This window comes from Pseudomonas asplenii, assembly GCF_900105475.1.
Classification (GTDB): domain Bacteria; phylum Pseudomonadota; class Gammaproteobacteria; order Pseudomonadales; family Pseudomonadaceae; genus Aquipseudomonas; species Aquipseudomonas asplenii.
Genome location: NZ_LT629777.1, coordinates 6210472 through 6237137, shown reverse-complemented (window position 1 = coordinate 6237137; position 26666 = coordinate 6210472). Strand labels below are relative to the sequence as shown.

28 protein-coding genes and 1 pseudogene are annotated in these 26666 nt (G+C 61.7%); 9 read left to right on the top strand and 20 right to left on the bottom strand.

Features of this window, described 5'->3' with window-relative positions; all coding sequences use genetic code 11:
- Nucleotides 1-41: 41 nt before the first annotated feature.
- From BLU37_RS27460 to BLU37_RS27420, 9 genes and pseudogenes are all read right to left on the bottom strand, one after another.
- Nucleotides 42-293: a bacteriocin immunity protein gene (locus tag BLU37_RS27460; protein ID WP_090210580.1), complete on the bottom strand. Its 252-nt coding sequence runs from the start codon at nucleotides 291-293 to the stop codon at nucleotides 42-44.
- Entirely contained in the window at nucleotides 293-1606 is a 1314-nt protein-coding gene (locus BLU37_RS27455) for an S-type pyocin domain-containing protein (protein ID WP_232000432.1), read from the bottom strand. Before BLU37_RS27455 ends, BLU37_RS27460 begins: the two co-directional genes overlap by 1 nt.
- A 265-nt stretch (nucleotides 1607-1871) precedes the next feature.
- Nucleotides 1872-2426 (bottom strand): annotated as a pseudogene (locus BLU37_RS27450) (response regulator); the annotation flags it as partial.
- 328 nt (nucleotides 2427-2754) lie between these two features.
- The gene (locus BLU37_RS27445) at nucleotides 2755-3150 is read right to left on the bottom strand and encodes a response regulator (protein WP_010447028.1); all 396 of its coding nucleotides are present in this window, start codon (nucleotides 3148-3150) and stop codon (nucleotides 2755-2757) included.
- Nucleotides 3151-3415: 265 nt separating this feature from the next.
- A complete protein-coding gene (locus tag BLU37_RS27440; RefSeq protein WP_090210576.1) occupies nucleotides 3416-4747 on the bottom strand; it encodes a deoxyguanosinetriphosphate triphosphohydrolase in 1332 nt (443 codons plus the stop codon).
- A 108-nt stretch (nucleotides 4748-4855) separates the two neighbouring features.
- The gene (locus tag BLU37_RS27435; RefSeq protein WP_090210574.1) at nucleotides 4856-6019 is read right to left on the bottom strand and encodes an EAL domain-containing protein; all 1164 of its coding nucleotides are present in this window, start codon (nucleotides 6017-6019) and stop codon (nucleotides 4856-4858) included.
- A gap of 126 nt (nucleotides 6020-6145) precedes the next feature.
- Nucleotides 6146-6487 carry a hypothetical protein gene (locus BLU37_RS27430; protein WP_010447022.1) on the bottom strand — a complete coding sequence of 114 codons (342 nt, stop codon included), beginning with the start codon at nucleotides 6485-6487 and terminating at the stop codon, nucleotides 6146-6148.
- Nucleotides 6484-6861, bottom strand: coding sequence for a phage holin family protein (locus tag BLU37_RS27425; RefSeq protein ID WP_010447020.1), 378 nt, complete (start codon nucleotides 6859-6861; stop codon nucleotides 6484-6486). The genes BLU37_RS27430 and BLU37_RS27425 overlap by 4 nt, the downstream gene beginning before the upstream one ends.
- Before the next feature lie 2 nt (nucleotides 6862-6863).
- Nucleotides 6864-7178 carry a DUF883 family protein gene (locus tag BLU37_RS27420; protein WP_010447018.1) on the bottom strand — a complete coding sequence of 105 codons (315 nt, stop codon included), beginning with the start codon at nucleotides 7176-7178 and terminating at the stop codon, nucleotides 6864-6866.
- Between the two features lie 327 nt (nucleotides 7179-7505).
- Between BLU37_RS27420 and BLU37_RS27415 the strand changes: the two genes are divergently transcribed.
- Nucleotides 7506-8714, top strand: coding sequence for an ammonium transporter (locus BLU37_RS27415; RefSeq protein ID WP_090210571.1), 1209 nt, complete (start codon nucleotides 7506-7508; stop codon nucleotides 8712-8714).
- Between the two features lie 22 nt (nucleotides 8715-8736).
- On the opposite strand, the gene BLU37_RS27410 is transcribed toward BLU37_RS27415, so the two are convergent.
- Nucleotides 8737-10692 (bottom strand): monovalent cation:proton antiporter family protein, encoded by a 1956-nt coding sequence (locus tag BLU37_RS27410; protein WP_090211020.1) that lies wholly within the window; start codon nucleotides 10690-10692, stop codon nucleotides 8737-8739.
- A 173-nt stretch (nucleotides 10693-10865) separates the two neighbouring features.
- Here BLU37_RS27410 and BLU37_RS27405 point away from each other — a divergent pair, with 173 nt between their 5' ends.
- From BLU37_RS27405 to BLU37_RS27380, 6 genes are all read left to right on the top strand, one after another.
- On the top strand, nucleotides 10866-11972 hold the full coding sequence (locus tag BLU37_RS27405; RefSeq protein WP_090210569.1) for an acyltransferase family protein: 1107 nt from the start codon (nucleotides 10866-10868) through the stop codon (nucleotides 11970-11972).
- Nucleotides 11973-11978: 6 nt separating this feature from the next.
- Nucleotides 11979-12950: an acyltransferase family protein gene (locus BLU37_RS27400; RefSeq protein ID WP_090210567.1), complete on the top strand. Its 972-nt coding sequence runs from the start codon at nucleotides 11979-11981 to the stop codon at nucleotides 12948-12950.
- Nucleotides 12951-13026: 76 nt separating this feature from the next.
- The gene (locus BLU37_RS27395) at nucleotides 13027-13263 is read left to right on the top strand and encodes a glutaredoxin family protein (RefSeq protein ID WP_010447009.1); all 237 of its coding nucleotides are present in this window, start codon (nucleotides 13027-13029) and stop codon (nucleotides 13261-13263) included.
- A 135-nt stretch (nucleotides 13264-13398) separates the two neighbouring features.
- The gene (locus BLU37_RS27390; protein WP_026145429.1) at nucleotides 13399-13599 is read left to right on the top strand and encodes a hypothetical protein; all 201 of its coding nucleotides are present in this window, start codon (nucleotides 13399-13401) and stop codon (nucleotides 13597-13599) included.
- 147 nt (nucleotides 13600-13746) lie between these two features.
- Complete coding sequence (locus BLU37_RS27385) at nucleotides 13747-14082, top strand: transcriptional regulator (protein WP_090210564.1); 336 nt, start codon at nucleotides 13747-13749, stop codon at nucleotides 14080-14082.
- Nucleotides 14083-14162: 80 nt separating this feature from the next.
- Entirely contained in the window at nucleotides 14163-15053 is an 891-nt protein-coding gene (locus BLU37_RS27380) for a pseudouridine synthase (protein ID WP_090210562.1), read from the top strand.
- A 106-nt stretch (nucleotides 15054-15159) separates the two neighbouring features.
- Here the strand turns inward: BLU37_RS27380 and BLU37_RS27375 are convergent, their stop codons facing one another.
- Both BLU37_RS27375 and mobA read right to left on the bottom strand, forming a co-directional pair.
- Nucleotides 15160-15381: a YgdI/YgdR family lipoprotein gene (locus BLU37_RS27375; RefSeq protein WP_010447001.1), complete on the bottom strand. Its 222-nt coding sequence runs from the start codon at nucleotides 15379-15381 to the stop codon at nucleotides 15160-15162.
- Nucleotides 15382-15445: 64 nt separating this feature from the next.
- A complete protein-coding gene (mobA, locus tag BLU37_RS27370; protein ID WP_090210560.1) occupies nucleotides 15446-16045 on the bottom strand; it encodes a molybdenum cofactor guanylyltransferase MobA in 600 nt (199 codons plus the stop codon).
- A gap of 93 nt (nucleotides 16046-16138) precedes the next feature.
- Between mobA and moaB the strand changes: the two genes are divergently transcribed.
- Both moaB and BLU37_RS27360 read left to right on the top strand, forming a co-directional pair.
- Entirely contained in the window at nucleotides 16139-16678 is a 540-nt protein-coding gene (moaB, locus tag BLU37_RS27365; protein ID WP_010446999.1) for a molybdenum cofactor biosynthesis protein B, read from the top strand.
- On the top strand, nucleotides 16662-17888 hold the full coding sequence (locus BLU37_RS27360) for a molybdopterin molybdotransferase MoeA (protein WP_090210558.1): 1227 nt from the start codon (nucleotides 16662-16664) through the stop codon (nucleotides 17886-17888). Before moaB ends, BLU37_RS27360 begins: the two co-directional genes overlap by 17 nt.
- 113 nt (nucleotides 17889-18001) lie before the next feature.
- On the opposite strand, the gene BLU37_RS27355 is transcribed toward BLU37_RS27360, so the two are convergent.
- From BLU37_RS27355 to ccoG, 8 genes are all read right to left on the bottom strand, one after another.
- Nucleotides 18002-18550, bottom strand: coding sequence for an adenine phosphoribosyltransferase (locus tag BLU37_RS27355; RefSeq protein ID WP_029533746.1), 549 nt, complete (start codon nucleotides 18548-18550; stop codon nucleotides 18002-18004).
- A gap of 58 nt (nucleotides 18551-18608) precedes the next feature.
- The gene (gene fnr, locus BLU37_RS27350; protein ID WP_090210556.1) at nucleotides 18609-19343 is read right to left on the bottom strand and encodes a fumarate/nitrate reduction transcriptional regulator Fnr; all 735 of its coding nucleotides are present in this window, start codon (nucleotides 19341-19343) and stop codon (nucleotides 18609-18611) included.
- Nucleotides 19344-19453: 110 nt separating this feature from the next.
- A complete protein-coding gene (gene hemN, locus BLU37_RS27345) occupies nucleotides 19454-20836 on the bottom strand; it encodes an oxygen-independent coproporphyrinogen III oxidase (RefSeq protein WP_090210554.1) in 1383 nt (460 codons plus the stop codon).
- 113 nt (nucleotides 20837-20949) lie between these two features.
- Complete coding sequence (locus BLU37_RS27340) at nucleotides 20950-21633, bottom strand: sulfite exporter TauE/SafE family protein (protein ID WP_090210552.1); 684 nt, start codon at nucleotides 21631-21633, stop codon at nucleotides 20950-20952.
- Entirely contained in the window at nucleotides 21626-21844 is a 219-nt protein-coding gene (ccoS, locus tag BLU37_RS27335) for a cbb3-type cytochrome oxidase assembly protein CcoS (RefSeq protein WP_019361773.1), read from the bottom strand. The genes BLU37_RS27340 and ccoS overlap by 8 nt, the downstream gene beginning before the upstream one ends.
- A 106-nt stretch (nucleotides 21845-21950) precedes the next feature.
- Nucleotides 21951-24356: a heavy metal translocating P-type ATPase gene (locus BLU37_RS27330; RefSeq protein ID WP_090210550.1), complete on the bottom strand. Its 2406-nt coding sequence runs from the start codon at nucleotides 24354-24356 to the stop codon at nucleotides 21951-21953.
- A gap of 149 nt (nucleotides 24357-24505) precedes the next feature.
- On the bottom strand, nucleotides 24506-25045 hold the full coding sequence (locus BLU37_RS27325) for a FixH family protein (protein ID WP_010446985.1): 540 nt from the start codon (nucleotides 25043-25045) through the stop codon (nucleotides 24506-24508).
- An 11-nt stretch (nucleotides 25046-25056) separates the two neighbouring features.
- Complete coding sequence (gene ccoG / locus BLU37_RS27320; protein WP_090210547.1) at nucleotides 25057-26472, bottom strand: cytochrome c oxidase accessory protein CcoG; 1416 nt, start codon at nucleotides 26470-26472, stop codon at nucleotides 25057-25059.
- Nucleotides 26473-26666: the final 194 nt, after the last annotated feature.

The window sequence follows — 26666 nt, the reverse complement described above, 5'->3', positions numbered from 1 at the left end:
AAACGTCTAGAGCCCGCCTTTGAGCGGGCTTTTGTTTTCACTCAGTTCTTAAAGCCCGGTAGACCATTCGCCCGGCAATAGTCGCTCACTGTGCGTGCCACGCCATCTGCTGAATCATCCTCGCCAGCTTCTGGATAAAATAGGAGGTCGCTTCCTGCTGGATGGGGAACAATCTTGTTGAAGTGATCGACAAGCTCACCACGCTCTTCCTCAGTCTTTGCATCTTCAATCGCCTGAATCAGAGCTTTGAACTCCTGTTCCGTGTAGTCGGCCAATTGGATCTTCAATCCCATTACTCAACTCCCCTGTGAATGTCGATATGCCGCCTTGGGGTGACGACATTTATGTTGTCGGTATCGTACACCTCACCACCATCTTTAATTAATTCGATGTGGTGCAGCTCAAATGCGATTCGCTTTCCTGCATGTCCGGCTCTCGGTGTAACAGGCGCCAGACCATTCAACATGCCTTTCAGATTGCGTTCGTTGAACTGCTGACTTAGCTCCGGGTCGTTGGCTACCAGCTCCCAAAATGCTTGCCGAAATGAGTCGAAGTCCTTGAATTCACGCCCCCGCAGTTGATCTGCGATCTGTGAGGGGGCAGGTACGCCCAACCCTACGCCAGCATCTGCAAGCCAGACTCCTACCACGTCCTGCCCTTGGCCAGTAACAGTGCCTGGCTTTCTACGGACGTTCATCACGATGTAAAGCGGTTGTACTCCCGAGTCAGCAGGAAATACCAGAATGAAGTCTTTGTACTCGGGCGGGTAAATCGGGTTGACGATGATGTTATCTGCTTTTTCAGATGGCGGATAAATCCATATCTGAGGCGCTTGAGGGGCACCCTCTGACGGTGGGATTCCTGACGTGCTGGACGGGTCAACGGCTGGCGTCCATATCAGGGTTACCCCATCACCAAAATCTGCGACCTGTTGAGAACCTTGCTCAACGAATTGCACCACTGGAATCATCTCCCAGTCAGTGCGGCTTTGGGTGTTGTACCCATACCCTTTTAAGGTGCCGTCGGCCTGTTGCTCAACGTGAATCCGAAGCCGCGTGCGGCCTTGCTTGAGGGATTGAAGTTGTTCTTCTGTGTACAGGCTGCTATCTCCCAGACTGGAAGGCCACAGCAATGCAACAAAGCCAGCCAAAGCACCAGCAGCTACACCAGTAGTCAGCACTCCACCAACAGCACTAGAACCTGTTAAACCACTACCGCCAGCAATGGCAGTTCCAGCAGTGCATAGGCCGCCACAAGACACACCAGCAGCCGTAGCAACGCCACCCAATAGAAGGGTGCCCAGTGTTGCCGGTACAGCACCGCTCACTTTCTTGAGGGGAATATTTCCCTGTGCATCCGTTTCGCGACCACCGAGAATGGCAAACTCGCCGTAGTTGCCTACCTTCTCGACAGGGATAAATCCGGCTAGTCTCTTGTGATCGATGATGCCGTTTGGAAGATCGCAGCTCTTAGCGAACACACAACCCAAGCTGTTGGGCTTGGCTTCTTCTTTCGGAGGAAAGTCTTTGTATTCGGCCCAACGCTGGGCATGGATATCAACAGGTTCAACGCCGCTATTCTTGTAGCCCTTTGGCGGGTTCGGCACGTATCCGCTTATGTGAGCTTCCTTGTTCGTCCTTGGGGAATTCCAGCACGAGGCTGGAGCAGGATGACGTTACCGGGAAGCTCAGACGCTGACTGTAGGACAAATCCCAAAAGCTCTGCTGAATGTTCTCTTTCTTCTGTGTCATTTGCCGAGATGAGGAGATAACCGGTTGAGTAGAGGGGATGATGGTGGCTTCTTGCACTGAGATTTGCCGTTCCTAGCCGACGTAACGCTCCGTGAAATTTTTTGTGTACATATGAAATTATTGCTTGTAGGTGCTGACGGTCTTGTTGCTGAGGAACATGCCCTTGGCGATTTCCTTGTTTGTCCTGCCTTGGGCGAACAGTTGCAATACCATCAGTTCCCGGTCATTGACCAGTTTGAAAAGTTCCATTTCCGGATTGATGACTTCATCTTTTCGGCCGCCGATCAGCGCCTGGCTGGGAAAGTAATTGTAGCCGGATAATACTGCCTTGACTGCACTCATCAGTTCGCTCAAGTCTTCGGTCTTGCAGACATATCCCGCAGCTCCCGATTGCATGCAGCGTATGGCGAACAGCGAGGGTGACTGTCCGGTCAGCACCAGGGTTTTCAGCGGCAGATTCATTCCGTCCAGGCGGGCTAGCACTTCCAGGCCGTCCAGCTTGGGAATGCTGACATCGAGAATGACCAGATCCGGCATGCACTCGCGGACCATCTGCATCGCGTCTACGCCGTTATCCGTTTCCCCTACTATTTCATAACAATCTTCCTGTTCCAGCAATATCCGGATGGCAAGGCGGACAACCGGGTGGTCGTCGACGATAAAAACCGAGTTCATAATAAATCCCATACGAGCTGCGTAGAAAGCGCGCACATTAGCTCAGTTGCTTCCCGGGACGCATGAATAGAGAGGCCTACAGAAGCTGTATAGGAATATTCTTACTTTAATTGAGCTGTCGACTTACATCCTGAGAGAGATAAAATTGAAGTTATGCCGTCTTTTATAATTTTTCGTTATTAATGGTAGGAAAATGGCTGAGGGTGTTTAACAGTATTTGGGATAATTCTTACGTATCAACGAGATTGTTTTTGTAGTCCTGTTTAGGTGGTGGCGAAATATGGCGCGGGATGTCCTCAGGTATTCGTCTGACAGACGTTGCGGTCTTCTACGAAGCCCCTCGACTGCCCAATACGCTTTTCAGTGCCAGGCCATTGAGCGGTTTGCTCAGGCAGCCCAACAGGGGGATGTGCCGCAGCAACGCGGTCTGGTTGAGTATCCGCAGTTCTTCGAGGCTGAGACTGCTGAGCAGGATAGCCTGCCTGATCTTGCCGCGCTGATTGGCTCGGTGGATCAGCTCAAGCCCGGGAATGTCGGGTAGGCACTGATCGCACAGCATCAGGTCGAAGGGGGTTGGCGTGGCTTCCATGGCTCTCAGGGCCTCGGTGGCGTTCGACGCCGGAGTGAGGAGGTGGAAGCCATAGCTGTGGAGCAGGCTCTGCGTAGCGGCCAGTTGAAAGGGATGGTCCTCCACCAGCAATACGCGCAGGTTTTCTTTGGGCATATGATTTTCCAGGCGGGCTCCCTGTTTCGAACAAGGCTTGAGTGCAGGCACGCCGTGAGGTTTCGAGCCTGAAGAGGGGCGCTTGTTGAGCGAGGAGGCGGATTGAGTCCAAGCGGCAGACTAAGAGGGGAAGAGATTATTTCAGCGTGCCGAACGAAAGCTCCATCAGCTGATTCCACGGCAGATGTAGGTTTCCTCTACAGTGCTCGGGAGGTATCGCTCTTGGGCCTGGACGGTGCCCCGGCCCAAGAGCGGCTTTGCGTTGTCACTGGGGGCTGGAACGTCCGGTCATTTCCCGGGCCATTTCAGTGGCGTAGCTGTCGGTCATGCCCGCGATGAAGTCGATCATGCGCAGGAACGAGCTGTGCAGCGATACGTTCGCAGGTGGGGCGTTGTTGCCGAGCAGGTCGAGAATCCGTCGGTTCTTGAACGACGGCGTACGACCGCCGTGCTGCTCCAGGGCCGCGCCGCAGAAAGCGTTCAGGAGAATTTCCAGGGTGGTGTAGGCGCCGATCTCGTGCAGCGTCTTGCGTTTGTCCTGGAAGATCTTCTTGCGGGCGATGTCCTTGGCGTTGAGCACGCAGCGTTTGGCCGGACCTTCCATGTGTTCCACCAGATCACCCGGCAGGGTGCCCGCCAGCAGGGCGTCCTGCTGTTCGACGAAGGCCCTGGCGGCGGCATTGGTCAGGTGTTCGATGGCCTTGCCGCGCAGGATGGCCAGCTTGCGGCGGCGCGAGTCCTGCGGGCCCAGCAGGCGATAGGTTTCCGGCAGATCGTCACCGACCAGATCGAGCAGCAGCGATTCGACCTGCTCATAGTCGAGCAGATCCATCTCCAGCCCGTCCTCCAGGTCGATCAGCGCATAGCAGATGTCATCGGCGGCCTCCATCAGGTAGACCAGCGGATGGCGGGCCCAGCGCTGCTCTTCCAGCTGGGGCAGGCCGAGCTTGTGGGCGATCTGTTCGAGGATCGGCAGTTCGCTCTGGTAGCAGCCGAACTTGTGCTTCTTGTAACCCAGCGAATCGGCGTGGCGGGCGCTCCAGGGGTACTTGAGGTAGGTACCCAGGGTCGCGTAGGTCAGACGGGTGCCACCATCGAACTGATGGTACTCAAGCTGGGTCAGAACCCGGAATCCCTGGGCATTGCCCTCGAAATTGAGAAAGTCGGCCCGTTCGGCAACGCTCATGTCGTCCAGCCAGCCGCGTCCGGCGGCCTGTTGGAACCAGTGGCGGATCGCATCTTCGCCCGAATGACCGAACGGTGGGTTACCTATGTCGTGGGCCAGGCAGGCCGATTGCACGACCATCCCCAGGTCGCTCGGTTCGCACCAGTCGGGCAGGGCACCGCGCAGCGTTTCGCCAACGCGCATGCCGAGGGAGCGACCGACGCAACTGACTTCCAGTGAGTGGGTCAGGCGGGTGTGGATGTGATCGTTGCTCGAGACCGGGTGAACCTGGGTCTTGCGCCCCAGGCGGCGAAACGCTCCGGAGAAGATGATGCGGTCATGGTCTTTGTGGAAAGGGCTGCGGCCCAGCTCTTGCGGGCTGTGCAAGGGCTTTCCCAGGCGTTCGCGGTTAAGCAGGGTTTGCCAGTCCAAGGCGGATTCTCTCCGTCGAATGATCGAACTGCCAGCTTCCCGGTTAGCCGGCGCGCCTGCAAGCAAAAACTGGCTGCGCGCGATAAAAGCCAGGGTTCTCGCCGGCCATCAGAGACCGGCGGCATCGATATCGATGAGCAGCAGGCGCCGGCCATCGTCGAAGAACTGCCCGGCGGTGAGGCAGTACTGGTTGGTGGTGGCGTCGCGGTAGGTGCCGGACAGGGTCAGGCGGCGTTCGTCCCAACCTTCGGCCAGCAACTGGTAGAAATACGGGCGCCATGACCAGTTGTGCCCCACGTAGCTGCTGTCGGCCTGCCAGGCTTGGTGGCGCCATTCCAGGTTCGGCGTGAGCTGCGTACCGTGTCGGTCGCACTGGTAAAAGCGCAGCAGCCAGGGATAGTTGTCCAGCTGTGGCAATTGGCTGAGTGGCGCCTGGGCCTGTGCCCAAGCCTGGAGAAGGCCCATGAGTTCGCCCAGTTGCAGGCGCAGTTTCATCAGCCGCGCCCGTTCGGCGAGTTTCTGCTGTACATAACGTTCGCGCAGTTCGGCGAAGCGGTCGACGAAGGCGTCGCTGCGAAAAAACGCCTGCTCGGCCTTGGCGAACAGGTAACCCTGGACATAACGCGAGCCGCATTCCAGGGCAAAACTCAGTTCCGCCTCGGTCTCGACCCCTTCGGCGATGATCCAGCAACCGGTCTTCTCTGCCATCTGCGCGAGCGCCTTGACCACCTCGCTGCTCGGACCGCCACGGGCTGCGGCCTGGAACAGGCGCATGTCGAGCTTGAGAATATCCGGCTGCAAGGCCAATACCCGGTCCAGTTGCGAATAGCCGGCACCGAAGTCGTCGATGGCGATCCGGGCGCCGGCGGTACGATAGCGAGCAACCACTTCGGCGAGCTGCTGGCTGTCGCCACCCAGTTCGGTAATCTCGAAGACGATACGGCGTGGGTCCACGCCATGCTGTTGCAACTGTTTCAGGCTCGGTAACGCCTGCCCCTGTCTCAGGCGACTGATCCAGCGGGGCGATATGTTCAGGCTCAGAAACCACTCGTCCGGGGCTTCATGCAGCCGGGACAAGGCATTGTCGCGGACCTGCCGATCGAGGCGGCGCAAGGCCGTCGCGGGCGTACGCGGGTCGGCGAACAGCGGTCCGACCGAGGTCAATTGTCCATCTGCCTGGCGCAGTCGGCCCAGTGCCTCGACACCGGCTATCCGTCCGGTGGCGGTATCGATGAATGGCTGAAAGCAAGCGAGCGGTTGCCCGTCGATCACGGCGCCTCCTCGGGCAGTTTCGGTTGGTCACGTGCGGGCGGTCACGGAGCTGCCAACCGCCGAAAACAACCGGCGGTTATTGTTCGATCCATTACCTTTGCAAGAATGCAGCCAGATGCGCCGCCGTCAGCGTTTTCCCGCTGAGCCTTGCATGGCCAGCCGGATCAGCGGCAGCAGGCTGGTGCCCAGCCGCACCAGGCGGGACAGGCCGCCAAGGCCCGAGCCCTTGGCACCCTTGCCGCCGAGGAAGCCGAGCAGCGTGACCACGCCGATTCCCCACAGCGGTGCATGCTTGATGCCCAGGTTCGCCTGCCATTGGCTGCCCAGTCCGCGCATGCGTTGCAACGGCTGCAGCAATTGCTGCGATTCGTGGCGGATTTCCTGTCGATGCATTTCCATGCGCAAGCGAATCAGCGCCTTGCGCATTTCCTTGCGGGAGGGATTGTGTGGCAGTTCAGGCAGGCTCATGGCAGCAGTCGCTTGCGGTCGTTGGCCAGCTCTTCGAGCGTGGCATGGAAGGGAGAGGACTCATCGAAGATCGCCGCTTTCAGGCGCAGGCCACAGAACAGCGCGGCCAGGCTGTAGAAAACGCACAAACCGATGATGCCGGCCAGGCGGTAGGTGTCCCAGACCAGGATCAGCACCAGCGCCGACAGCCCGACCAGCAGCAGCATGCCGAAGACCAGCGCCAGCCCGGCGAACAACAGCAGGCTGACGGTGCGTGCCTTCTGTTCCTGCAACTCGATGCCGAACAGTTCGACGTGGCTGTGCAGCAGGCCGAGGAAGGCCGCGCCGAGGCGTCGGGTGGAGGACCCGGTGTTTTCCGATTCGTCGCCAGCCATGATCAGCGCCGTGTCATCAGCAGGCCGACCAGGAACCCGACCCCGGCGGCGATACCCACCGATTGCCAGGGGTTGGCCTGGACATAGTCTTCGGCCGCCACCACAGCTTCCTTGCTTCGTTCGCGCAAGGAGGCTTCGGTCAGTTGCAGGGTTTCCCGGGCGTTCGACAGGCTGTCTTGGATCTGCGCGCGCAACTCGTCGGCCTGGTCGCCGGCCAGGGTCGCGGTGTGCTCCAGCAGACGCTCCGTATCCCTGACCAGGGTCTGAAAATCCGCCATCAATATTTCCTGAGCAGTCTTTGCCGTTTTGCTGGCCATCGGGGCATATCTCCTTGAGGGGCGTGTGAAAGGTTCGAGTGCGGGCCTTGTCCGAAGGTTCACTGCAATCGACTGGTACAGCTTTTGCTGTGTACTGGTGCGTGGTCGCGGACTCGTGCGCCGTCTCTGGGCGTTTGTGGGCGCGAACTGCGAAAACCATACCCTAAATAATCGAAATACGCGGAAAAAACCGAAGTGGCCACTGGCCTGGTTTTTCGTGCTGCGCCAAAGCGGTTCGTGATCGCTCTGGCGTGCGCCAATAGAGTGCGAAAAACCGAGATCCGGAACAGCCGCGGTGCATTTCCCTGACTTCAGGTCTGCCGTCCGATGGAAAATTTGCAAAGTGCCGTGGAGAGTCTGGTCCATGGCTCCAACACCCTGTTCATCCTGATCGGCGCGATCATGGTGCTGTTCATGCACGCCGGCTTCGCTTTTCTGGAAGTCGGCACCGTACGCCAGAAGAACCAGGTGAACGCGCTGTCGAAGATTCTCAGCGATTTCGCCATCTCGACCCTGGTCTATTTCTTCATCGGCTACTGGATTGCCTATGGCGTGAGCTTTCTGCACCCGGCGGCGCAGATCAGCGGCGATCACGGCTACGGACTGGTCAAGTTCTTCTTCCTGCTGACCTTTGCCGCAGCGATTCCCGCGATCATTTCCGGCGGGATCGCTGAACGTGCCAGGTTCGCCCCGCAATTGTGCGCCACGGCGCTGATCGTCGCCTTCGTCTACCCGTTTTTCGAAGGCATGGTCTGGAATGGCAATTTCGGCCTGCAAGCCTGGTTGCTGGCGCATTTCGGTGCCGGTTTCCATGATTTCGCCGGCTCCGTGGTGGTGCACGCCATGGGCGGCTGGCTGGCGCTGGCGGCGGTGTTGCTGCTGGGACCGCGCCAGGGTCGCTACCGCGAAGGGCGGTTGGTGGCGTTCGCCCCGTCGAGCATTCCGTTCCTGGCACTGGGGTCGTGGATTCTGATTGTCGGCTGGTTCGGCTTCAACGTAATGAGCGCACAGACCCTGCAGGGCCTCAGTGGCCTGGTGGCGGTGAACTCGCTGATGGCCATGGTCGGCGGTACGGTGGCGGCACTGATCATCGGTCGCAACGATCCTGGGTTCCTGCATAACGGTCCCTTGGCCGGGTTGGTAGCGATCTGTGCCGGCTCCGACCTGATGCATCCGGTCGGGGCGCTGGTGACCGGCGCGGTAGCGGGTAGCCTGTTTGTCTGGTGCTTTATCGCCGCCCAGAGCAAATGGAAGATCGACGACGTGCTGGGTGTCTGGCCGCTGCATGGTTTGTGCGGGGTATGGGGCGGGATCGCCTGCGGGATCTTCGGTCAGCAGGCGCTGGGTGGCCTGGGCGGCGTCAGCCTGGTCAGCCAGTTGATCGGTACGGCGCTGGGCGTGGTCGTGGCGCTGATCGGCGGTTTTGCAGTGTATGGTTTGATCAAGGCGGTGTATGGCCTGCGGCTGAGCCAGGAGGAAGAGTATTACGGGGCCGACCTGTCGATTCACAAGATCGGCGCCGTAAGCCAGGACTGATACCTGGGGGCCACACCGGTCACTAGCCACCGAGCAATCGTGCTTCGCAGGCCTCGATGGCGGCCAGTGGCCCGGACACCCGCACGGTGTCTCCGGCACGCAGCGTGGTGTCGGCGTCGACCTCCCGTTCGCTGCCATCGCGTTGCAAGCCCTGGATCTCCACCCCCAGTTGTTCCAGGGCCAGGGTGTTGAGCGAGCGGCCACAGGCATGGGCGTCGGCCACCAGGTTTACCGCATGCATCAGCACCTTGGGCTGGCCCTGGCTGCCCAGCAGATTGGTCTGCGCGCCATGGTAGAAACCGCGTAGCAGTTTGTAGCGGCTGTGCCGTACTTCGTTGACCCCGGCCTGCACCCGCTGCTCCTCGACCCCCAGCATGATCAGGGCATGGGAGGCGAGCATCAGGCTCGACTCCAGCAACTCCGGCACCACCTCGTTGGCACCGGCTTCCTTCAACTCCGCGAGCTGGCTGTCATCGCGGGTCCTGACCAGGATCGGTACCGTGGCACTCAGCCGGCGGGCTTCCTTGAGGATCAGCAGGGCGATATCGGTCTTGTCCACTGCGACCACCAGCAGGCGTGCCCGTTCGAGGCCCACGGCGCTCAGCAGGTCGCCACGGCGCGAGTCGCCGTAATGCACGCAGCTCTCCCCGGCGGCGGCTTCGCGGACCCGTACCGGGTCGTCGTCGAGCGCGACGAAGCGCTGCTGTTCACGGCGCAGGAAACGGCCGATGGACTGGCCGACGCGGCCGTAGCCGCAGATCACCACGTGCCCGTGCAGCTCGGCGTTCAGCGCACTGATTTCCTCCAGGTGGGCTTCCTGGTTCGGTTTGCGGTGCAGCCCGGCGGCGATACGCGGCGCCGCGCGCAGCAGCAGAGGCGTCATGACCATGGAGCAGAAGGTCGCGGCCAGCAGCGGCCCGCTGATCTGTGCCGGCATCAGCTGATTCTGTTGCATCTGCGCCATCAGCGCGAAACAGAACTCACCGCCCTGGGCCAGGGCCAGGCCACTGCGCCAGGCGGTTTCCACATCACTGCCGCGGCCCCTGACCAGGATCGCCACCACCGTGCCTTTGATCAGCAGCAGGGCCAGGGTCAGGCCAAGAATCAGCAGGCCATGGTGGGCGAACAGTTGCAGGTCGATCAGCATGCCGATACTGACGAAGAACAGGCCCAGCAGAATGTCGCGAAACGGACGGATATCGGCCTCGATCTGATGGCGATAGTGGCTTTCCCCCAGCAGCATGCCGGCGAGGAATGCGCCCAGGGCCGGCGACAGACCCAGCAGATGGGTCAGCCAGGCGGTCAGCAGGACGATCACCAATGCGAGCAGCACGAACAGTTCCGCCGAATGCGACGCGGCGACCTCATGGAACAGCCGTGGCAGCAACCAGCGGCTGGCCAGCAGCAGGCCGACAAACAGCACCAGGGTCTTGCCCAGGGTCAGCGGCAGGGCCCAGTACCAGGCCTGGTCACTGCTGCCGGCGAACACCGGGACCAGGGTCAGCAGCAGGACCGCGATGACATCCTGGAACAGCAGTACGCCAATCGCGTTCTGGCCGTGGCTGCTGAAGATTTCCCCGAGGCTGGTCAGTTCCTTGCTGACGATGGCCGTCGAGGACAGGGCCAGCCCCGTACCGAGCATCAACGCCGCCGCCAGCGGCATGCCGAACAACGCCAGCAGGCCACCCAGCACGGCGCCGCTAGTGACCACCTGCAGGCTGCCCAGACCGAAGACCACGCGGCGCAGGGCGAGCATTTTCGACAGGGAAAACTCAAGGCCCAGGGAGAACAGCAGGAACACCACGCCCAGTTCGGCCAGGTCCGGCAGGGCTTCGTTGTCGTTGACCCAGTCGAAGGCAGTCGGCCCTACCAGCAGGCCGACGCACAGGTAGCCCAGCACGGGTGGCAGTTGCAAGCGCCGGAACAGCGCAATCACCACCAGTGACGAGGCGAGAATGATCAACAGATTGGCAAACACGAGCATCTCCGCACTGATCCGGAAAAGGCACCGGAAAAAGCCGCCAGTATCGCGCGTAAGGGCAGAACACCGATTGATCGAAGTCATCAGTCGATGGCAATGTCTCATATCCGGTACGGTTCGCTATGCTCAATCTCGCAATGCCGGTCAAGGGTGCGACAACGGAGAGAAGCATGGAACGGCTGTATTCGCTGCAGGGCCTCAGAGGTGCGGCGGTAGTAGGGGTAGTGCTGTTTCATATGGCGGCGGTGGAACTCAAGTACGCCGGGGGCGATGTGTTGCTGCCGGCGCTGGTGGAGTTCTTCCAGTTGGGCGTCGACCTGTTCTTTGTCATCAGCGGTTTTGTCATGGTGATCGTCACGCGCGGGCGCTTTCAGGACAAGGTCCAGTTCCAGCGCTTCCTGTTCAATCGCGTGTCGCGGATCTATCCCAATTACTGGCTGTATTTCTTTATCACCCTGGCGGTGTATCTGGCCGCGCCGGCGCTGGTCAACAGTTCCCATGGCGGCTCCAACCTGTGGCTGTCGTTCCTGTTGTTGCCCAACGAACGCGTGCTGTTGGTGATGGTGGCCTGGTCGCTGGTGTTCGAACTGTGGTTCTACCTGGTGTTCAGCGTGCTGCTGGCTTTTCGCGAGCGCTGGCTGCCGCTCCTGCTGCTGGCCTGGGCGCTGGCACTGCTGCTGTTCAACCTGCTCGACTCCTGGCAGCACTCTGCGCCGGCGCTGAAAATCATCCTGCATCCGTATGCGCTGGAGTTCATCGTCGGCAGTGCCCTGGCCCTGTTTTTCTATGGCTCGCACAGTGCGAAGGTGCCGACACCGCTGGTTTGGCTGCTGCTCTGGACGAGCCTGCTGGTGGGTTTCCCCCTCATCTACCACTACCGGTTGTTCCAGGACGAAGGGCTGGCACGGATGCTGGTGGTGGGGCTGGTCTTCGGTAGCCTGATCCTGTCGCTGGTGCTGCTCGAACGGCGTCAACGGATCCGTGTCCCGACGCCGCTGGTGTTCACCGGCGATATGTCCTACACGATCTATCTGTCGCATTTGCTGGTGCTCGGCGTGGTCGGGCGGGCCTGGCAGGTGCTTGGCAACTGGCCGTTCAGTCTGCTCGACAACCTGTTGTTCCTGGTGCTGATGATGACGGCGGTACTGTGCTACGGCTGGGTCGGCTACTCGTTTTTCGAGAAGCCGGTGCTCGACCGGGCGACCCGCTACTGCAACCGCTGGTTTCGTCGCGAGGCATCGCGCAAAACCACCGATTCATTGCCAGGCAGCAGGTGAGTGCCGATGTCCAAAGTCCTCAACGGTAACCTGGATGCGCTGAAAGTCCTGCTGGCGGTGTTCGTGGTGGTGCTGCACTGCCATTTCATGGGCGGCAACTACACGGCGGTGGGCTACCTGCTGTGCAACGGATTGTTCCGGGTCGCGGTGCCGACCTTCTTCGTGATCAACGGCTACTACCTGTGGAAAACCCTGGATGCCGGCCATTCGTTCACGGCCTGGTTCAAGCGCGGGCTGCTGTTGTATCTCTTCTGGATGCTGGTCTACAGCCCGACCTACGTCAGTCTCGACGCCTTGAGCAGTGTCGGCGGGGTGGTGTGGATCGTGAAGCAGTTCGTGATCGGCTACTTCCACCTCTGGTACCTGCTGGGCATGCTCGGCGGTGGCCTGATCCTCTATCTGTTGCGCAAGCGTTCGAGCGGATTGCTGGCAGTGCTGGCTCTGGGCGCCTTTACGGTCGGCCTGATGCTGCAATATGCGCGAGTCTATTTCGAACTGCCCAATGCCTTTCTGCAGCATTTCAACCAGAACGACTACACCGCGCGCAATTTCCTGTTCATGGGCTTCCCGTTCATGGCGCTGGGGTTTGTGCTGGCCCGTCATCGGGTACCGGAGCGCGTCACCCGACAGCAGGTATGCACGGCGCTGGTGATCAGCCTGGTGCTGGTGTTCGGCGAGGCGTGGCTGAATTATTCGCACCAGGCCGATGCCCGGCAGAATTTCGATTTCCTGCTGTCGTTGCCGCTGATCACCCCGGCACTGTTCCTGTTGCCGTTCGTGTTTTTCCGCGCCTCCACCAGCAGCCGCAATGCCAAGCTGTCCTCGGCGCTGTACTACGTGCATCCGCTGTTTCTCTTTGCGGCGCTGGCGCTGGGGATACCCTACGGCAACGGCATGACCGCCATGGTGTTGGCCCTGGCGTTGGTCGCGGCGCCGTTGCTGATCCTGGCGAGTCGCCGGCTGCGCTTCATTCTCTGAGGGCCGCGCCAGCGGCTCGACGAGGGCGGGGGGCGGGCCTAGAATAAGGCTTTCCCCCTACCCAGGACCCCTTGTCATGCTTCCTGAATGCCAACTGTTTGGCACCCTGGGCTGTCACCTCTGCGAAGTCGCCGAAGCGGTACTGATGCCGCTGGTCGAGCATGGTCTGTTGGTGGAGTTGGTAGACATCGCCGACAGCGAGTCGCTGTACGAAGCCTACGGTCTGCGGATTCCAGTGTTGCGTCGGGTCGACACCGGCGCGGAACTCGGCTGGCCCTTCGATGCCGAACAGGTCGTCGCCTTCGTGCGCTGAGCACGCCTGTTCAGTCCCTTCGCTTAACCTTCTGTTTCATCAGATTACCCTGGCTTGCACCTGGAAAATGCCTGTGCTTACGTCGAACCATGATGTTTTGACGCAGCACATGGCGTGGTGCACGGAGGAAGAGAAATGAAAGGGAGACAAGTATTGCTGGTCAACCAACTGGGGGGACGCAAGTTTCTCGCGATGTTGGTGGTGGGTATGAGCACCGCAACCCTGACATGGTATGGAAAGATTGATGGCGCAACCTATGCCATGGTGATCCTGGGCACGGTGGGTTCGTTCATCGGCGGCAACGTCTATGGAAAGGTCCATCCCAGGGAGTCATGACGCTTCGCGCAATTGGCAATCCGTTGGCGAATTGCGAAAAAATCAGTTACTGTATATTCATACAGTTTTGTCCCGGTGTTGGTGACAGGATGTCCACCATGACATGCGCACCCAGGGACAGAACCAGGAAGATCAAGAGGGTAAAGCATGGTCAATGTCGAACAATTGAAATCCAGCGTGAATCGCATGTCCGCGGAGCTGGTCCGCGAAGCGGTGCTGGAACTGCGGCTCGATGGGCTGGTGACGGAAGGCAAGACACCGTTCAACAAGCTGCACTTCAACACCTGTTTCGCGGAAATCGAGGCGCTGTTCCAGCGAGCGGGCTATCACCGCCAGCTGGATGTGGTGGGTTACCAGGGGCTGCTCTATGCGCTCTACGACCCCGGGCGCTGGGAGGCGGTCGATGTGCTGCGCTGGCTGAAGGACTACACCGAGGCGGCCAGTGGTTCGCCGTTGCTCAAGAACCAGTTGGCTGCGGGGTGAGGCCCGTACGCACGATCGATTGACGCAGCGGCGGGGTCTTGCCGGATAATGGCGCTCCAGCCCGCCGTCAGAGCCCCGTCATGTCCGCTTCACCGTTCAATGCCGCTGAAAACCAGGCCAGCACCCTGTACCTGCCACCGGGTCGCTGGCCCACCGTGCTGGATTGCCTGTGCGAGCACTTCCCGGCCATCGACCGGGAGCAGTGGCTCGATCGGATTGCCCGTGGGCGGGTACTCGATGCACAAGGGACGCCGATCACAACGCACCTGGCGTACCGCGAAGGCCTGAAAATCTACTACTTTCGCGAAGTGCCGAACGAAGCGCCGATTCCGGTCACTGAAACCATTCTCTACGCCGATGAGCATCTGGTGGTGGCGGACAAACCGCATTTCCTGCCGGTGACCCCGGCGGGTGAGTATGTCGAGCAAACCTTGCTGCGCCGGTTGATCCGTCGCCTGGATAACCCCCATCTGGTGCCGTTGCATCGTATCGACCGGCACACCGCCGGGCTGGTGCTGTTCTCGGCGAACCCCGCGAGCCGTTCGGCCTATCAGTCATTGTTTCCGACCCGACAGATTGATAAGTACTACGAGGCGATTGCCCCGGCCTTGCCCGAGCTGTCCTTTCCGCGGGTACACAAAAGCCGGCTGGTCGACGGTGAGCCGTTTTTCCGCATGCGCGAAGGCGAGGGGGCCAGCAACACCGAGACGCTGATCGAGGTGGCCGAGCAGAATGGCGACCTCTGGCGCTACGCCCTGTCTCCGGTGACCGGCAAGAAACACCAGTTGCGCGTGCACATGGCGGCCTTGGGGGCGGGCATCTGCAATGACCCGTTTTACCCCCAGGTGCTCAAGGATGCCGAGGACGACTACGCCAATCCGCTCAAGTTGCTGGCCCGGGGTTTGCGTTTCGTCGATCCGCTGAGCGGCCAGGAGCGTCGTTTCGAGAGCGAAATCACCCTGCAGTGGTAGCCCAGGACATTCGGTGCCTCAGGGGGCGGGGCTGGTCGCAGCCTTCCGGTCATCGAAAACGACAAAGCCCGCACAGGGCGGGCTTTGCCGATAATCGTGAAAGGGCTTACAGCTCTTTGACGGTACGCACCTGATCCTTGTTGATACGGGTGTTCTTGCCGTCCAGTTGCTTGAACTCGTAGAAGCCCGACGAGGAATCGTACTTGGGAGTGTCCACCGCCTGGATCTCACGCCCGTCGTTCAGGGTGATCACGGTAGGCGTCGAGCAACCGGCAAGGGTGGCCAGGCCCACAGTCAGCATGAGTGCAGCGAGGGTCCGTTGGGTCATGGTGCTTCTCCAGAAAGAGTACGGATTAAGTGCTGTTCAGACGACAGTATTTTCGGCAAGTTCCCTACAACTGTCCATCGACACGGCTGTCGCGATGCTGAAGCAACTGCGGAGTGTTGAGGTTGGCCAGCCTGGAATCGCCCGCCGGGCACTGCAGAGCCTGGACCTGCAACGCTAGCATGACCTGGCGCGGGCTGCGCTCGCCTGCCGCCCAGGCGCGCTCGAACGCATCGGCCAGCGCGACGGGGATCACGCAGAACAGCGGTTCCCAGTATTCGCCCTGGCGCACCATCAGCGGTTGTTGCGGATGCTCGCCAGCGCGTTCGAGCATGCTCTGCAACAGCGTCCGGTCAACCTGCGGCACATCGCAGGGCAGTACCAGCAGGTGCGGGTGACGCGCTACCGCCAGGCCTGCGCGAATCCCGGCCAGGGGCCCGGGGAAGTCGCTGCTGTCGTCCGTCACCAGGCGATCGGCATAAACCGCATAACGTTCGTTGTTGCGGTTGCAGGAAATGATCAGATCGTCCGTCAGGGGGCGCACCGTGGCGTGCAGGTGGGCGATCAATGGCTGGCCGTGCCAGGGCAGCAGGCCTTTGTCCTGGCCGCCCATGCGTTGGCCACGGCCGCCGGCCAGGAGCAGTATGGAGAAGTCGGTCAGCGGCATGGCAGGTCTCGAAGGGGGGATCGCGAAGGTTACAACAAGCAGCGCTGTGATATAACACCGGGCTGTTTCTTCTACAACGACTGGACCAAGCCTATGAAAGCCAAGGCTGATACACCTTTTGTCCCGCTGAACATCGCGGTGCTGACCGTCAGCGACACCCGTACCTTTGAAACCGACACTTCCGGGCAGGTCTTCGTCGACCGTCTGACCGCCGCCGGCCATCGTCTGGCCGAGCGGGTCCTGCTCAAGGACGATCTGTATCGGATTCGTGCACAGGTCGCCACCTGGATCGCCGAAGATGAGGTCCAGGTCGTGCTGATTACCGGCGGTACCGGTTTCACCGGCCGTGACAGTACTCCCGAAGCGGTCGCCTGCCTATTGGACAAGCAGGTCGACGGTTTTGGTGAACTGTTCCGGCAGATTTCCGTGGCTGATATCGGCACCTCCACGGTGCAGTCCCGTGCCTTGGCCGGGCTGGCCAACGGTACGCTGGTCTGCTGCCTGCCAGGTTCGACCAACGCGGTACGCACCGGCTGGGACGGTATCCTCGCCGAACAGTTGGACTCGCGCCATCGTCCGTGCAATTTCGTGCCTCATCTGAAACAGGCGGCCCCTTGTGACTCCCGTGGGTAAGCCGGGCAAGCAGGGCGCGCTGATGCCGGTCGAGGTCGCTCTGGCCCGGCTGCTCGAACTGGCCGAGGCAGCACCGATCCGCGAGGTCGAGCGCTTGCCGCTGGCGGCCACCGAAGGACGGGTGCTGGCTGAGGATCTGATCTCCAGTCTCGACCTGCCGCCTTGGCCCAACAGTGCAATGGACGGTTACGCCTTGCGCCTGGCCGACTGGCAGGGTGAGCCGTTGCCGGTCAGCCAGCGGATTTTCGCCGGACAGTCCCCGGAGCCGCTGTTGCTCGGCACCTGTGCACGGATCTTCACCGGGGCGCCGGTACCGGCGGGGGCCGACTGCGTGGAAATGCAGGAAAACGCCGAGGTCCTGGATGACCAGCGGGTGCATTTCAGCCAACCGCTGACGCTACAGCAGAACATCCGGCCCCAGGGCCAGGAAACCACCGTCGGTGAACGGGTGCTGCCTGCCGGGACCCGCCTGGGGCCAATAGAGCAGGGACTGGCCGCCTCGCTGGGGTGTGCCGAGCTGGCGGTGATCCGTCGGGCGCGGGTCGCGGTGCTGTCGACCGGCGACGAACTGGTCGAGCCGGGCCTGCCGCTGGGGCCGGGGCAGATTTACAACAGCAACCGGGTCCTGCTGTGCAACTGGCTCAAGCGCCTGGGCTGTGAGGTGGTCGATGCCGGCATCCTCCCCGACGATCTGCCGACCACCCGCCAGCGCCTGGCCGAACTGGGCGATGTCGACCTGATCCTGTCCACCGGCGGCGTCTCGGTCGGCGAGGCGGACTTTCTCGGCATCGCCTTGCGCGAAGAGGGCGAGCTGGATCTGTGGAAACTGGCGATCAAGCCTGGGAAGCCGCTGACCTTCGGGCATTTTCGCGGTGTGCCGGTGATTGGTTTGCCGGGTAATCCGGCCTCGACCCTGGTGACCTTTGCCCTGTTGGCGCGGCCTTACCTGCTGCGTCGCCAGGGCGTGCAGGAGGTCGCGCCGTTGCGCTTCCAGGTGCCGGCCGGGTTCGTCTGGGCCAAGCCGGGCAACCGCCGTGAATACCTGCGTGCGCGCCTGGAAAACGGCCGGGCGATTCTCTACCGCAACCAGAGTTCCGGTGTACTGCGCAGTGCGGCGTGGGCCGAGGGGTTGGTGGAAGTGCTGGAAGGAACGACCTTGGCCGAGGGCGACTGGCTGAACTTCATTCCCTTGAGCGAAGTGCTCGGCTGATAGTCGATGGGGCTGATGTGCGCAGGCCTGTCAGGCAGAAGCCCGGTCCCCAGGCGGTGACCGGGTTCGGCGACGGGTCGAAGCGCCAACCGGCAGACCCGCGCCGTATGCCGTTACTTTTCCGCCAGGGAGAACTGGGTCAGGCAGTAGGTCGGCACATTCATGTCGTTCAGCCGCTGGGAACCGCCCAGTTCCGGCAGGTCGATGATGGCTGCCGCTTCGAAGACCTGCGCGCCCATGCGCCGGACCAGGTTGGCGGCGGCGATCAGCGTGCCACCAGTGGCAATCAGGTCATCGAAGATCAGCACCGAGTCGCCTTCGCAAAGGCTGTCGGCGTGCACTTCGAGGAACGACTCACCATATTCGGTCTGATAGCCTTCGGATAACACGTCCGCGGGTAACTTGCCCTGCTTGCGGAACAGGATCAGCGGCTTGTTCAGTTGATGGGCAATGATCGAGCCGATCAGGAAGCCACGTGCATCCATCGCGCCGATATGGCTGAAGTCGGCTTCGACATAACGATGGATGAAGCTGTCGGCCACCAGGCGGACCGCCCGAGGCGACTGGAACAGGGGCGTAATGTCGCGGAAGATCACGCCGGGTTTCGGAAAGTCGATAACCGGGCGGATCAGGGATTTGATGTCGAAGGTGTCGAAAGCCATCGTCGCAGGTTTCCTGGAAAGCTGTAGGCCGGCAGTATACCCGCGACTGACGTCTTGATCAGCTTTCCAGCGATCCGCCAGCGAGGGCGCAGAGCTGGATCGGATCGAGGAGGTGCACTTCCTTGCCTTCTGCGGCGATCAGTTCGCTGGCCTGGAAGCGGGTGAACACCCGTGAAACGGTTTCCACCGCCAGGCCCAGATAGTTACCGATCTCGTTGCGCGACATGCTCAGGCGGAACTGGTTGGCGGAGAATCCGCGGGCACGGAAACGTGCCGAGAGGTTGACCAGGAAGGTGGCGATACGCTCGTCGGCGGTCTTTTTCGACAACAGCAACATCATCTGCTGGCCGTCGCGGATCTCCCGGCTCATCACCCGCATCAACTGGCGGCGCAACTGTGGCAGTTGCAGGGCCAGTTCGTCGAGACGCTCGAAGGGGATTTCGCAGACAGACGTGGTTTCCAGCGCTTGTGCCGACACCGGATAGGTCTCGGTGTCCATGCCCGACAGCCCGACCATTTCGCTCGGCAGGTGAAAGCCGGTGATCTGTTCTTCGCCGCCGTCGCTCAGGCTGAAGGTCTTCAGGGCGCCGGAACGTACCGCATAGACCGAGCCGAAGGTATCACCCTGACGAAAGAGGAATTCGCCTTTCTTCAGCGGGCGCCCGCGTTTGACGATTTCGTCCAGCGCATCCATGTCTTCCAGATTCAGAGAAAGTGGTAGGCACAGAGGCGCCAGACTGCAATCCTTGCAATTGGCCTGGCTGTGGGCGCGGAGCTTCACTGGCTCGGACATTTCTTAAATCCTTGTGGGAAATCACACATAAGGCGTAAGGGTACCCCAGCGAAGCCCATTGAGGCCAGCCTGCGCCAAAATGGCGCACCTGCAAGTAGCGGTTTTCGGTTCTAGATCACCCTGGAAAAACGCTGGCGATTCTGTTGTTCGAGATAGGCATCGAACACCATGCACACCGAACGTACCAGCAGCCGGCCGGCCGGCAGGACGGTGAGGCGTTCGTTGTCCAGCTCGATCAGGCCGTCGTTGGCCATGGCCATCAGGCGCGGCCAGAGTTCAGCGAAATAACCCCGGAAGTCGAGGGTGAACTGCTTTTCGATGTCGGCGAACTCCAGGCTGCAATTGCAGATGATCTGCTGGATCACTTCCCGGCGCAGCCGGTCGTCGGCGTTGCACAGTAGGCCGCGGCTGGTGGCCAGTTGCGCGCTGGCCAGGGTGTTCTGGTACTGGTTCAGATCGCTGCTGTTCTGGCAGTAGAGGTCGCCGATCTGGCTGATGGCCGATACACCGAGGCCGATCAGGTCGCAATGGCCATGGGTGGTGTAGCCCTGGAAGTTGCGTTGCAGGGTCGACTCTTCCTGGGCGATCGCCAGTTCGTCGTCCGGCAGGGCGAAGTGGTCCATGCCGATGTAGCGGTAGCCAGCGGCGGTCAGTTGCTCGATGGTGCGATGGAGCATTTCCAGCTTGTCGGCCGGGGCCGGCAGCTCGTGGCTGTTGATCCGCCGCTGGGGCAGGAAACGCTCGGGCAGGTGGGCGTAATTGAAGACCGAGAGACGGTCGGGTTGCAGGTTGATCACTTCGTCGACGGTGCGGGCGAAATTTTCCGGGGTCTGCTTGGGCAGGCCGTAGATCAGGTCGATATTGATCGAACGGAATTGCAGAGTCCGCGCCGCCTCGATCACCGCGCGGGTTTCCTCAAGGCTTTGCAGGCGGTTGACTGCCCGCTGCACGTTCGGGTCGAGGTCCTGCAGGCCGATGCTGATCCGGTTGAAGCCCAGTTCGCGCAACAGGCCCATGGTTGACCAGTCGGCCTCCCGCGGGTCGATCTCGATGCCGTAGTCGCCGGAATCGTCATCCAGCAGATTGAAATGCTGGCGCAACCGGGCCATTAACTGGCGCAGTTCGTCATGGCTGAGGAAGGTTGGCGTGCCGCCACCGAAATGCAATTGTTCGACTGTCTGGTTCGGATCCAGGTGGCAGGCCACCAGTTGGATTTCCTGTTCCAGGCGTTGCAGGTACGGTTGGGCGCGGCCGCGATCCTTGGTGATGACCTTGTTGCAGGCGCAGTAGTAGCAGATGTTCGCGCAGAACGGCACATGCACGTACAACGACAGCGGCCGTGAGGCCTTGCGGCTCTCGCGCAGGGCATGCAGCAGGTCGAAGGTGCCGACCTGGCTATGGAATTGTACGGCGGTGGGGTAGGAGGTGTAGCGCGGCCCCGCCAGGTCGTAGCGGTGGATAAGATCAGAATCCCAACGAATGGCGTCGAGCATGCGGGCGTTCCCCCGGATTGGCTGCAATGGCCGGAGTCTAGGGGGAACGCGGGTGCGGCATGTTGACTTGTATCAAGGCCCTCAAGCCTTGCTCGCAACGACGGCACCGACGCTCAGTGTCCCATCAACCAGTGCTGGTGCGGGCCGGGCAGGGTCCACAGGCCGAACAGCATCACCAGCAGACCACCGCCCTGGCGCACGCTGCGTTTGCGCAGTAGCGCCGTGACCCGTTCCGCGGCCAGTCCGGTTGCCAGCAGCACCGGCCAGGTACCCAGGCCGAAGGCGAGCATCAACAGCGCGCTGTCCAGTGCGTTGCCCCGGCTCGCCGCCCACAGCAGGGTGCTGTAGACCAGGCCACAGGGCAGCCAGCCCCAGAGTGCGCCCAACAGCAGGGCACGGGGCAGGCTCGACACCGGCAGCAGGCGGTTGGCAATCGGCTGGATGAACCGCCACAGACCGCGCCCGAGGCTTTCGATACGGGTCAGGCCACTCCACCAGCCGGCCAGGTACAGGCCCATGCTGATCAGCAGCAGGCCGGCCACGACCCGCAACACCGTCGCCGCCGGGCTGCTGGCCACTGCCCAGCCGGCCAGCCCGGTCAGCAACCCGGCTGCGGCGTAGCTGAGCACCCGCCCCAGGTTGTAGGCCAGCAGCAGGCGCCAGCGCCGTGCCCGCTGTTCAGGGGGAATGGCCAGGGTCAGGGCGCTCATCAGGCCGCCACACATGCCCAGGCAATGACCGCCGCCGAGCAGGCCGAGAATCACCGCCGAAACCAGCAGTGGCGCCAGTTCAAGCATGGGGCGGATTCCGTCGCTCGTGGTCTTCGCCCGTGCCGTCGGCCTCGTCGATGGCGGCCTTGTGGTTCGGATCCTGGTCATCGAACAGGATACTGTGGGCCGGCCCGTCGAGGTCGTCGTACTGGCCGCTGTCCACCGCCCAGAAGAAAATGTAGACGGCGATAGCGACGATCAGCAGTGCCGCCGGGATCATCACATAGAGTGCTGGCATCTTTACTCCAGGCCCGCCCGGCTCAGGCCGGTTGCAGGTTTTATTTTCCCATGATCCTTCTGGCCCCTGTCGCGCGAAAACGTAGCCTGTTTTAACGCAGGCGTTTTCACGTGATCTGGCGAGTCAGGCGCAAGGCGTTGAGGACCACCGTCAAAGAACTGATGGACATGCCGACCGCGGCCCACACCGGAGTGATCCAGCCGAGGGCGGCGAACGGCAGCATGAGACCATTGTACAGCGCCGCCCAGGCCAGGTTCTCGATGATGACCCGGCGAGTGCGGCGAGCCAGGTCGAAGGCCTTGGCCAGGGCATCGAGGCGGTTGGACAGCAGCACCGCATCGGCGCTGGTTTTTGCCAGATCGGTGGCCGAGCCCATGGCGACGCTGATATCGGCCGCCGCCAGCACCGGCACATCATTGACCCCATCGCCGAGCATCAGCACCTTGCGGCCCTGTTGCTGCAGTTGCTTGAGCATGTACAGCTTGTCATCCGGGCTCAATCCGCCACGGGCTTCGTCGATGCCCAGTTGTGCCGCGACATCGGCGACCATCGGCGAATGGTCGCCGGACAGCAGCAGGGTCCGCCAGCCACGTGCACGGCAGGCATCGACCAGGCCCGAGGCATCGCTACGCAGGCGATCGTCGAGCACGAACCAGGCCAGTGCTCCCTGTTTGTCGCCGAGCAGCAGCCACTGCCCGCTGGCATCTGGTGCGGCCGGCATGGCGCAGCCGCTGAACTCGCAGACGAAGTCCGGCTGGCCGATTCGCAGGTAATGTTCGCCAACCTGGCCTTCGAGGCCGCGTCCCGGGCTGGCGAGAACGTCTTCGGCGGCTTGCGGGGCACGCCCGAAGGCCTTGGCGATCGGGTGTTCGGAGCGGTTCTCCAGGGCTGCGGCGAGGGCCAGGCAACGTTCGCTGTCCAGCGCTCCCAGGGGGTGGATGGCGCGCAAGGCCAGGCGGCCTTCGGTGAGTGTGCCGGTCTTGTCGAAAATCACCGTGTCGATCTGGTTCAGCCCTTCGAGGACATGACCACGGGTCAGCAGCAGGCCGAGCTTGTGCAGGGTGCCGGTGGCTGCCGTGAGGGCGGTCGGCGTGGCCAGCGACAGGGCGCAGGGGCAGGTCGCCACCAGCATCGCCAGAACGATCCAGAACGCCCGTTGTGCATCCACCTGCCACCAGAGCAGGCCAATGGCGGCGGCGGCGATCAGCGACAGCAACAGGAACCATTGCGAGGCCTGATCGGCGATTTGTGCCAGGCGCGGTTTCTCGCTCTGGGCGCGATCCAGCAGGCGGACAATCGCGGAAAGCCGGGTGTCCTGGCCCAGGGCCAGGACTTCGACGGTGAGCGCGCCTTCGACATTCAGCGTACCGGCCGTGACCGTTTCGCCGGGGCCGCGTGGTTGGGGCAGGTATTCGCCGGTCAGCAGCGATTCGTCGATGCTCGATTGGCCCTGGAGAATCCGTCCGTCGGCTGGCAGCACCGCTCCGGGATGCACCAGCACGTGATCGCCCAGACGCAGTTCGTCGCGCAGGATCCGTTCGCTCTGGCCGTCCGCCTGCAGGCGCAGGCAGGACGCCGGCAGCAGGTTGACCAGTTGCGCGGTGGCCGCCGCCGTGCGCTCGCGGGCACGCCGCTCCAGGTAGCGGCCGGCCAGCAGGAACAGCGCGAACATGCCCACTGCATCGAAGTACAGCTCGCCGACGCCGGTGATCGAGGTCCAGATTCCGGCGCAATAGGCGGCGCCGATTGCCAGCGAGACCGAAACGTCCATGGTCAGGTGGCGGGTGCGCAGGTCGCGCAGGGCTCCGCGAAAGAACGGTGCGCAGCTGTAGAACACGATCGGGGTGGTCAGGAACAGTGCGACCCAGCGCAGAATGACATGCAGTTCCGGGCTCAGGTCGATGTTGAATTCCGGCCAGGTGGCCATGGTCGCCATCATCGCCTGGAACCACAACAGGCCGGCCACCCCCAACTGGCGCAGGGATTTGCGGTTTTCGCTGGCCAACTGTTCGCTGGCGCGGTCGGGTTGATAGGGGTGGGCGGCGTAACCGATCTGCCGCAGCTCGGCCAGCAGTGTGCTCAGGGGCAACTGACTGTCGGCCCAACTGACGTGCAGGCGGTGATTGGACAGGTTCAGCCGCGCCTCGACAACCGCTGGCAACTGGCGCAGATGCTTTTCGATCAGCCAGCCACAGGCCGCGCAACTGATGCCTTCGATCATCAGGGTGGTTTCGGCCAGTTCGCCGTCGTGGCGGACGAAGGGCTGCTGGACATCGGCCCGGTCGTACAGCGCCAGTTCATCCGGCAGTTGTACCGGCAGCGCATCCGGGTTGGCGGAGTTTTCGCTGCGATGGCTGTAGTAATGCTCCAGTCCACCGGCGACGATGGCTTCGGCCACCGCCTGGCAGCCCGGGCAGCAGAACTCGCGGGTTTCGCCCAGCACTGCGGCGGTGAAGCGGCTGCCCGAAGGAACGGGCAGGGCGCAGTGGTAACAGGGGAGTGGGGTGGTCATGTCGATGGGGATTGATCGATTCCAGTGGGGCTTTGGTGGTGTTCAGCATCTCATGCCGAGCGAGCTTTTGTGGCGAGCGGGCTTGCCAGCTCGCCACAAAAGCAGGGGACGCTCACAAGAGACGTTTCAGTCTCACTCACTCGCTACCATCACTTGTCGAGGTCTTCGGCACCCTTGAGCGGTTCATCGCCCAGCAGCAGGTCGCGATCATGGCTGACCTGTTCTTCCTCGAACATGCGCCAGGTCTTGTCGCCCTGGGTTCCCAGCAACTCGACGAAGCGCCGGCCCTCGATCTTGTCGCTCAGTTGGCCGATGTAGCGGCCCTGCTCGGTCTGGCTGCGGTTAAGGCTGATCTTGCGGTCCTTTTCCGGTTGGGTCGGCGAGATCAGATTCAACTCCAGGGTCGCAGGTTGGCTGTCACCGCTCAGGCGCAGGTCGACTTCGCCGGTCACATCGTCAAAGTGCACATTGGCGCGCATCTTCAGCGACTGGGCGAGCAACTCGCGGTCCAGCGAGCGGTTGATGCCCTTGCCGGCTTCGTAATAGTTGTCGTTGACCAGATTGTCCGGGTTCTTCACCGCGATGGTCACCATCGAGAGGGTCAGGGTCACCGAGCAGGCGAGGATACCGATGATGATCCAGGGCCAGAGGTGCTTGTACCAGGGGCTGGTGGCGGTTGCGACGGACATTGTGGGTTCCCTTAGCGGATTTGCGGGCCGATGAAACGGCTCTTGGCTTCGATGTGGACGCTGTCGTCATCGGCATCCTTGAGGATGAACTTCACCTCGTTGGTGCTCGACGGCAGTTGTTCGGGAGCGCTGGACAGTTCGACCGGCATGCTGACGATGTCCCCGGCCTGCACGCGGATTTCCCGTCGTCCCTGCAGACGCAGGTCCGGCAGGCCGGCAGCGTCGAGCACGTAGGTGTGGTCGCGCTGGTCCTTGTTCATGATCTTCAGGCTGTAGACGTTTTCGATCCGGCCTTCGGCATTTTCCCGATAGAGCACGCGGTCCTTGCTGACGTCGAAGCCCACCAGCGGACGCATGAAGAACGCCGTCGCCAACAGGCTGATCATCGCCAGCAGCACCGCCGCATAGCCGATCAACCGAGGGCGCAGCGTGTGGGTCTTCTGCCCGGACAGGTTGTGCTCGGTGGTGTAGCTGATCAGCCCGCGTGGGTACTCCATCTTGTCCATGATGTTGTCGCAGGCGTCGATGCACGCGGCGCAGCCGATGCACTCGACCTGCAGGCCATCGCGGATATCGATGCCGGTCGGGCAGACCTGCACGCACATCGTGCAATCGATGCAGTCGCCCAGGCCCTGGGCCTGGTAGTCCGCGCCTTTCTTGCGTGGGCCACGGCTTTCGCCACGGCGCGGGTCGTAGGAAACGATCAGTGTGTCCTTGTCGAACATCACACTCTGGAAGCGCGCATACGGGCACATGTAGATACACACCTGCTCACGCAACCAGCCGGCGTTGCCGTAGGTGGCCAGGGTGAAGAACCCGACCCAGAAATACGACCAGCCATCGGCCTGTCCGGTGAAGAAGTCGATCACCAGTTCGCGGATCGGCGAGAAGTAGCCGACGAAGGTCATGCCGGTGACGAAGCCGATCAGCAGCCACAGGCTGTGCTTGCTGAACTTGCGCAGGAACTTGTTGGCGCCCATCGGCGCCTTGTCGAGCTTGATGCGCTGGTTGCGGTCACCCTCGGTGACCTTCTCGCACCACATGAAAATCCAGGTCCAGACGCTTTGCGGACAGGTATAGCCGCACCAGATGCGCCCGGCGTAGACGGTGATGAAGAACAGGCCGAAGGCGGCGATGATCAGCATGCCCGAGAGCAGGATGAAGTCCTGCGGCCAGAAGGTCGCGCCGAAAATGAAGAACTTGCGCTCCGGCAGGTTCCACCAGACGGCCTGGTGGCCGCCCCAGTTCAACCAGACGGTACCGAAGTAGAGCAGGAACAACAGGGCACCGCCGGCCATCCGCAGGTTGCGGAACAGGCCAGTGAAGGCACGGGTGTAGATTTTTTCACGTGAAGCGTAGAGGTCGACAGTGTTGTTCTGTTTCTTGGCAGGCGGAGTAACGTCGTGTACCGGAATCTGATTGCTCATCATTGCATCCCACGGCAGGGGGGGAATGTCTCGGTCAGTACATGCCGACCGTGATCGGATAGCTGGTTGAAGCTTAGTGCAGTGGCTTGATGATACGCCTCTGACCTGGTCCAAAGGGTGCGACCTTTGGTCGCGTTGGGTGAACGCTCAGGATGGTGTAGCGAATGTAACAAAGGATGACGCAGGTCAATTGA

Excerpts from the sequence above, each read along its gene's own strand:
- BLU37_RS27330 (WP_090210550.1), bottom strand. The coding sequence starts at position 24,356 with ATGACCACCCCACTCCCCTGTTACCACTGCGCCCTGCCCGTTCCTTCG.
- BLU37_RS27340 (WP_090210552.1), bottom strand. The coding sequence starts at position 21,633 with ATGCTTGAACTGGCGCCACTGCTGGTTTCGGCGGTGATTCTCGGCCTG.
- moaB (WP_010446999.1), top strand. The coding sequence starts at position 16,139 with ATGAAAGCCAAGGCTGATACACCTTTTGTCCCGCTGAACATCGCGGTG.
- ccoS (WP_019361773.1), bottom strand. The coding sequence starts at position 21,844 with ATGCCAGCACTCTATGTGATGATCCCGGCGGCACTGCTGATCGTCGCT.
- BLU37_RS27395 (WP_010447009.1), top strand. The coding sequence starts at position 13,027 with ATGCTTCCTGAATGCCAACTGTTTGGCACCCTGGGCTGTCACCTCTGC.
- ccoG (WP_090210547.1), bottom strand. The coding sequence starts at position 26,472 with ATGAGCAATCAGATTCCGGTACACGACGTTACTCCGCCTGCCAAGAAA.
- hemN (WP_090210554.1), bottom strand. The coding sequence starts at position 20,836 with ATGCTCGACGCCATTCGTTGGGATTCTGATCTTATCCACCGCTACGAC.
- BLU37_RS27420 (WP_010447018.1), bottom strand. The coding sequence starts at position 7,178 with ATGGCCAGCAAAACGGCAAAGACTGCTCAGGAAATATTGATGGCGGAT.
- BLU37_RS27460 (WP_090210580.1), bottom strand. The coding sequence starts at position 293 with ATGGGATTGAAGATCCAATTGGCCGACTACACGGAACAGGAGTTCAAA.
- BLU37_RS27375 (WP_010447001.1), bottom strand. The coding sequence starts at position 15,381 with ATGACCCAACGGACCCTCGCTGCACTCATGCTGACTGTGGGCCTGGCC.
- fnr (WP_090210556.1), bottom strand. The coding sequence starts at position 19,343 with ATGTCCGAGCCAGTGAAGCTCCGCGCCCACAGCCAGGCCAATTGCAAG.
- BLU37_RS27415 (WP_090210571.1), top strand. The coding sequence starts at position 7,506 with ATGGAAAATTTGCAAAGTGCCGTGGAGAGTCTGGTCCATGGCTCCAAC.
- BLU37_RS27400 (WP_090210567.1), top strand. The coding sequence starts at position 11,979 with ATGTCCAAAGTCCTCAACGGTAACCTGGATGCGCTGAAAGTCCTGCTG.
- BLU37_RS27390 (WP_026145429.1), top strand. The coding sequence starts at position 13,399 with ATGAAAGGGAGACAAGTATTGCTGGTCAACCAACTGGGGGGACGCAAG.
- BLU37_RS27385 (WP_090210564.1), top strand. The coding sequence starts at position 13,747 with ATGGTCAATGTCGAACAATTGAAATCCAGCGTGAATCGCATGTCCGCG.
- BLU37_RS27405 (WP_090210569.1), top strand. The coding sequence starts at position 10,866 with ATGGAACGGCTGTATTCGCTGCAGGGCCTCAGAGGTGCGGCGGTAGTA.
- BLU37_RS27425 (WP_010447020.1), bottom strand. The coding sequence starts at position 6,861 with ATGGCTGGCGACGAATCGGAAAACACCGGGTCCTCCACCCGACGCCTC.
- BLU37_RS27325 (WP_010446985.1), bottom strand. The coding sequence starts at position 25,045 with ATGTCCGTCGCAACCGCCACCAGCCCCTGGTACAAGCACCTCTGGCCC.
- BLU37_RS27445 (WP_010447028.1), bottom strand. The coding sequence starts at position 3,150 with ATGCCCAAAGAAAACCTGCGCGTATTGCTGGTGGAGGACCATCCCTTT.
- BLU37_RS27430 (WP_010447022.1), bottom strand. The coding sequence starts at position 6,487 with ATGAGCCTGCCTGAACTGCCACACAATCCCTCCCGCAAGGAAATGCGC.
- BLU37_RS27355 (WP_029533746.1), bottom strand. The coding sequence starts at position 18,550 with ATGGCTTTCGACACCTTCGACATCAAATCCCTGATCCGCCCGGTTATC.
- mobA (WP_090210560.1), bottom strand. The coding sequence starts at position 16,045 with ATGCCGCTGACCGACTTCTCCATACTGCTCCTGGCCGGCGGCCGTGGC.
- BLU37_RS27380 (WP_090210562.1), top strand. The coding sequence starts at position 14,163 with ATGTCCGCTTCACCGTTCAATGCCGCTGAAAACCAGGCCAGCACCCTG.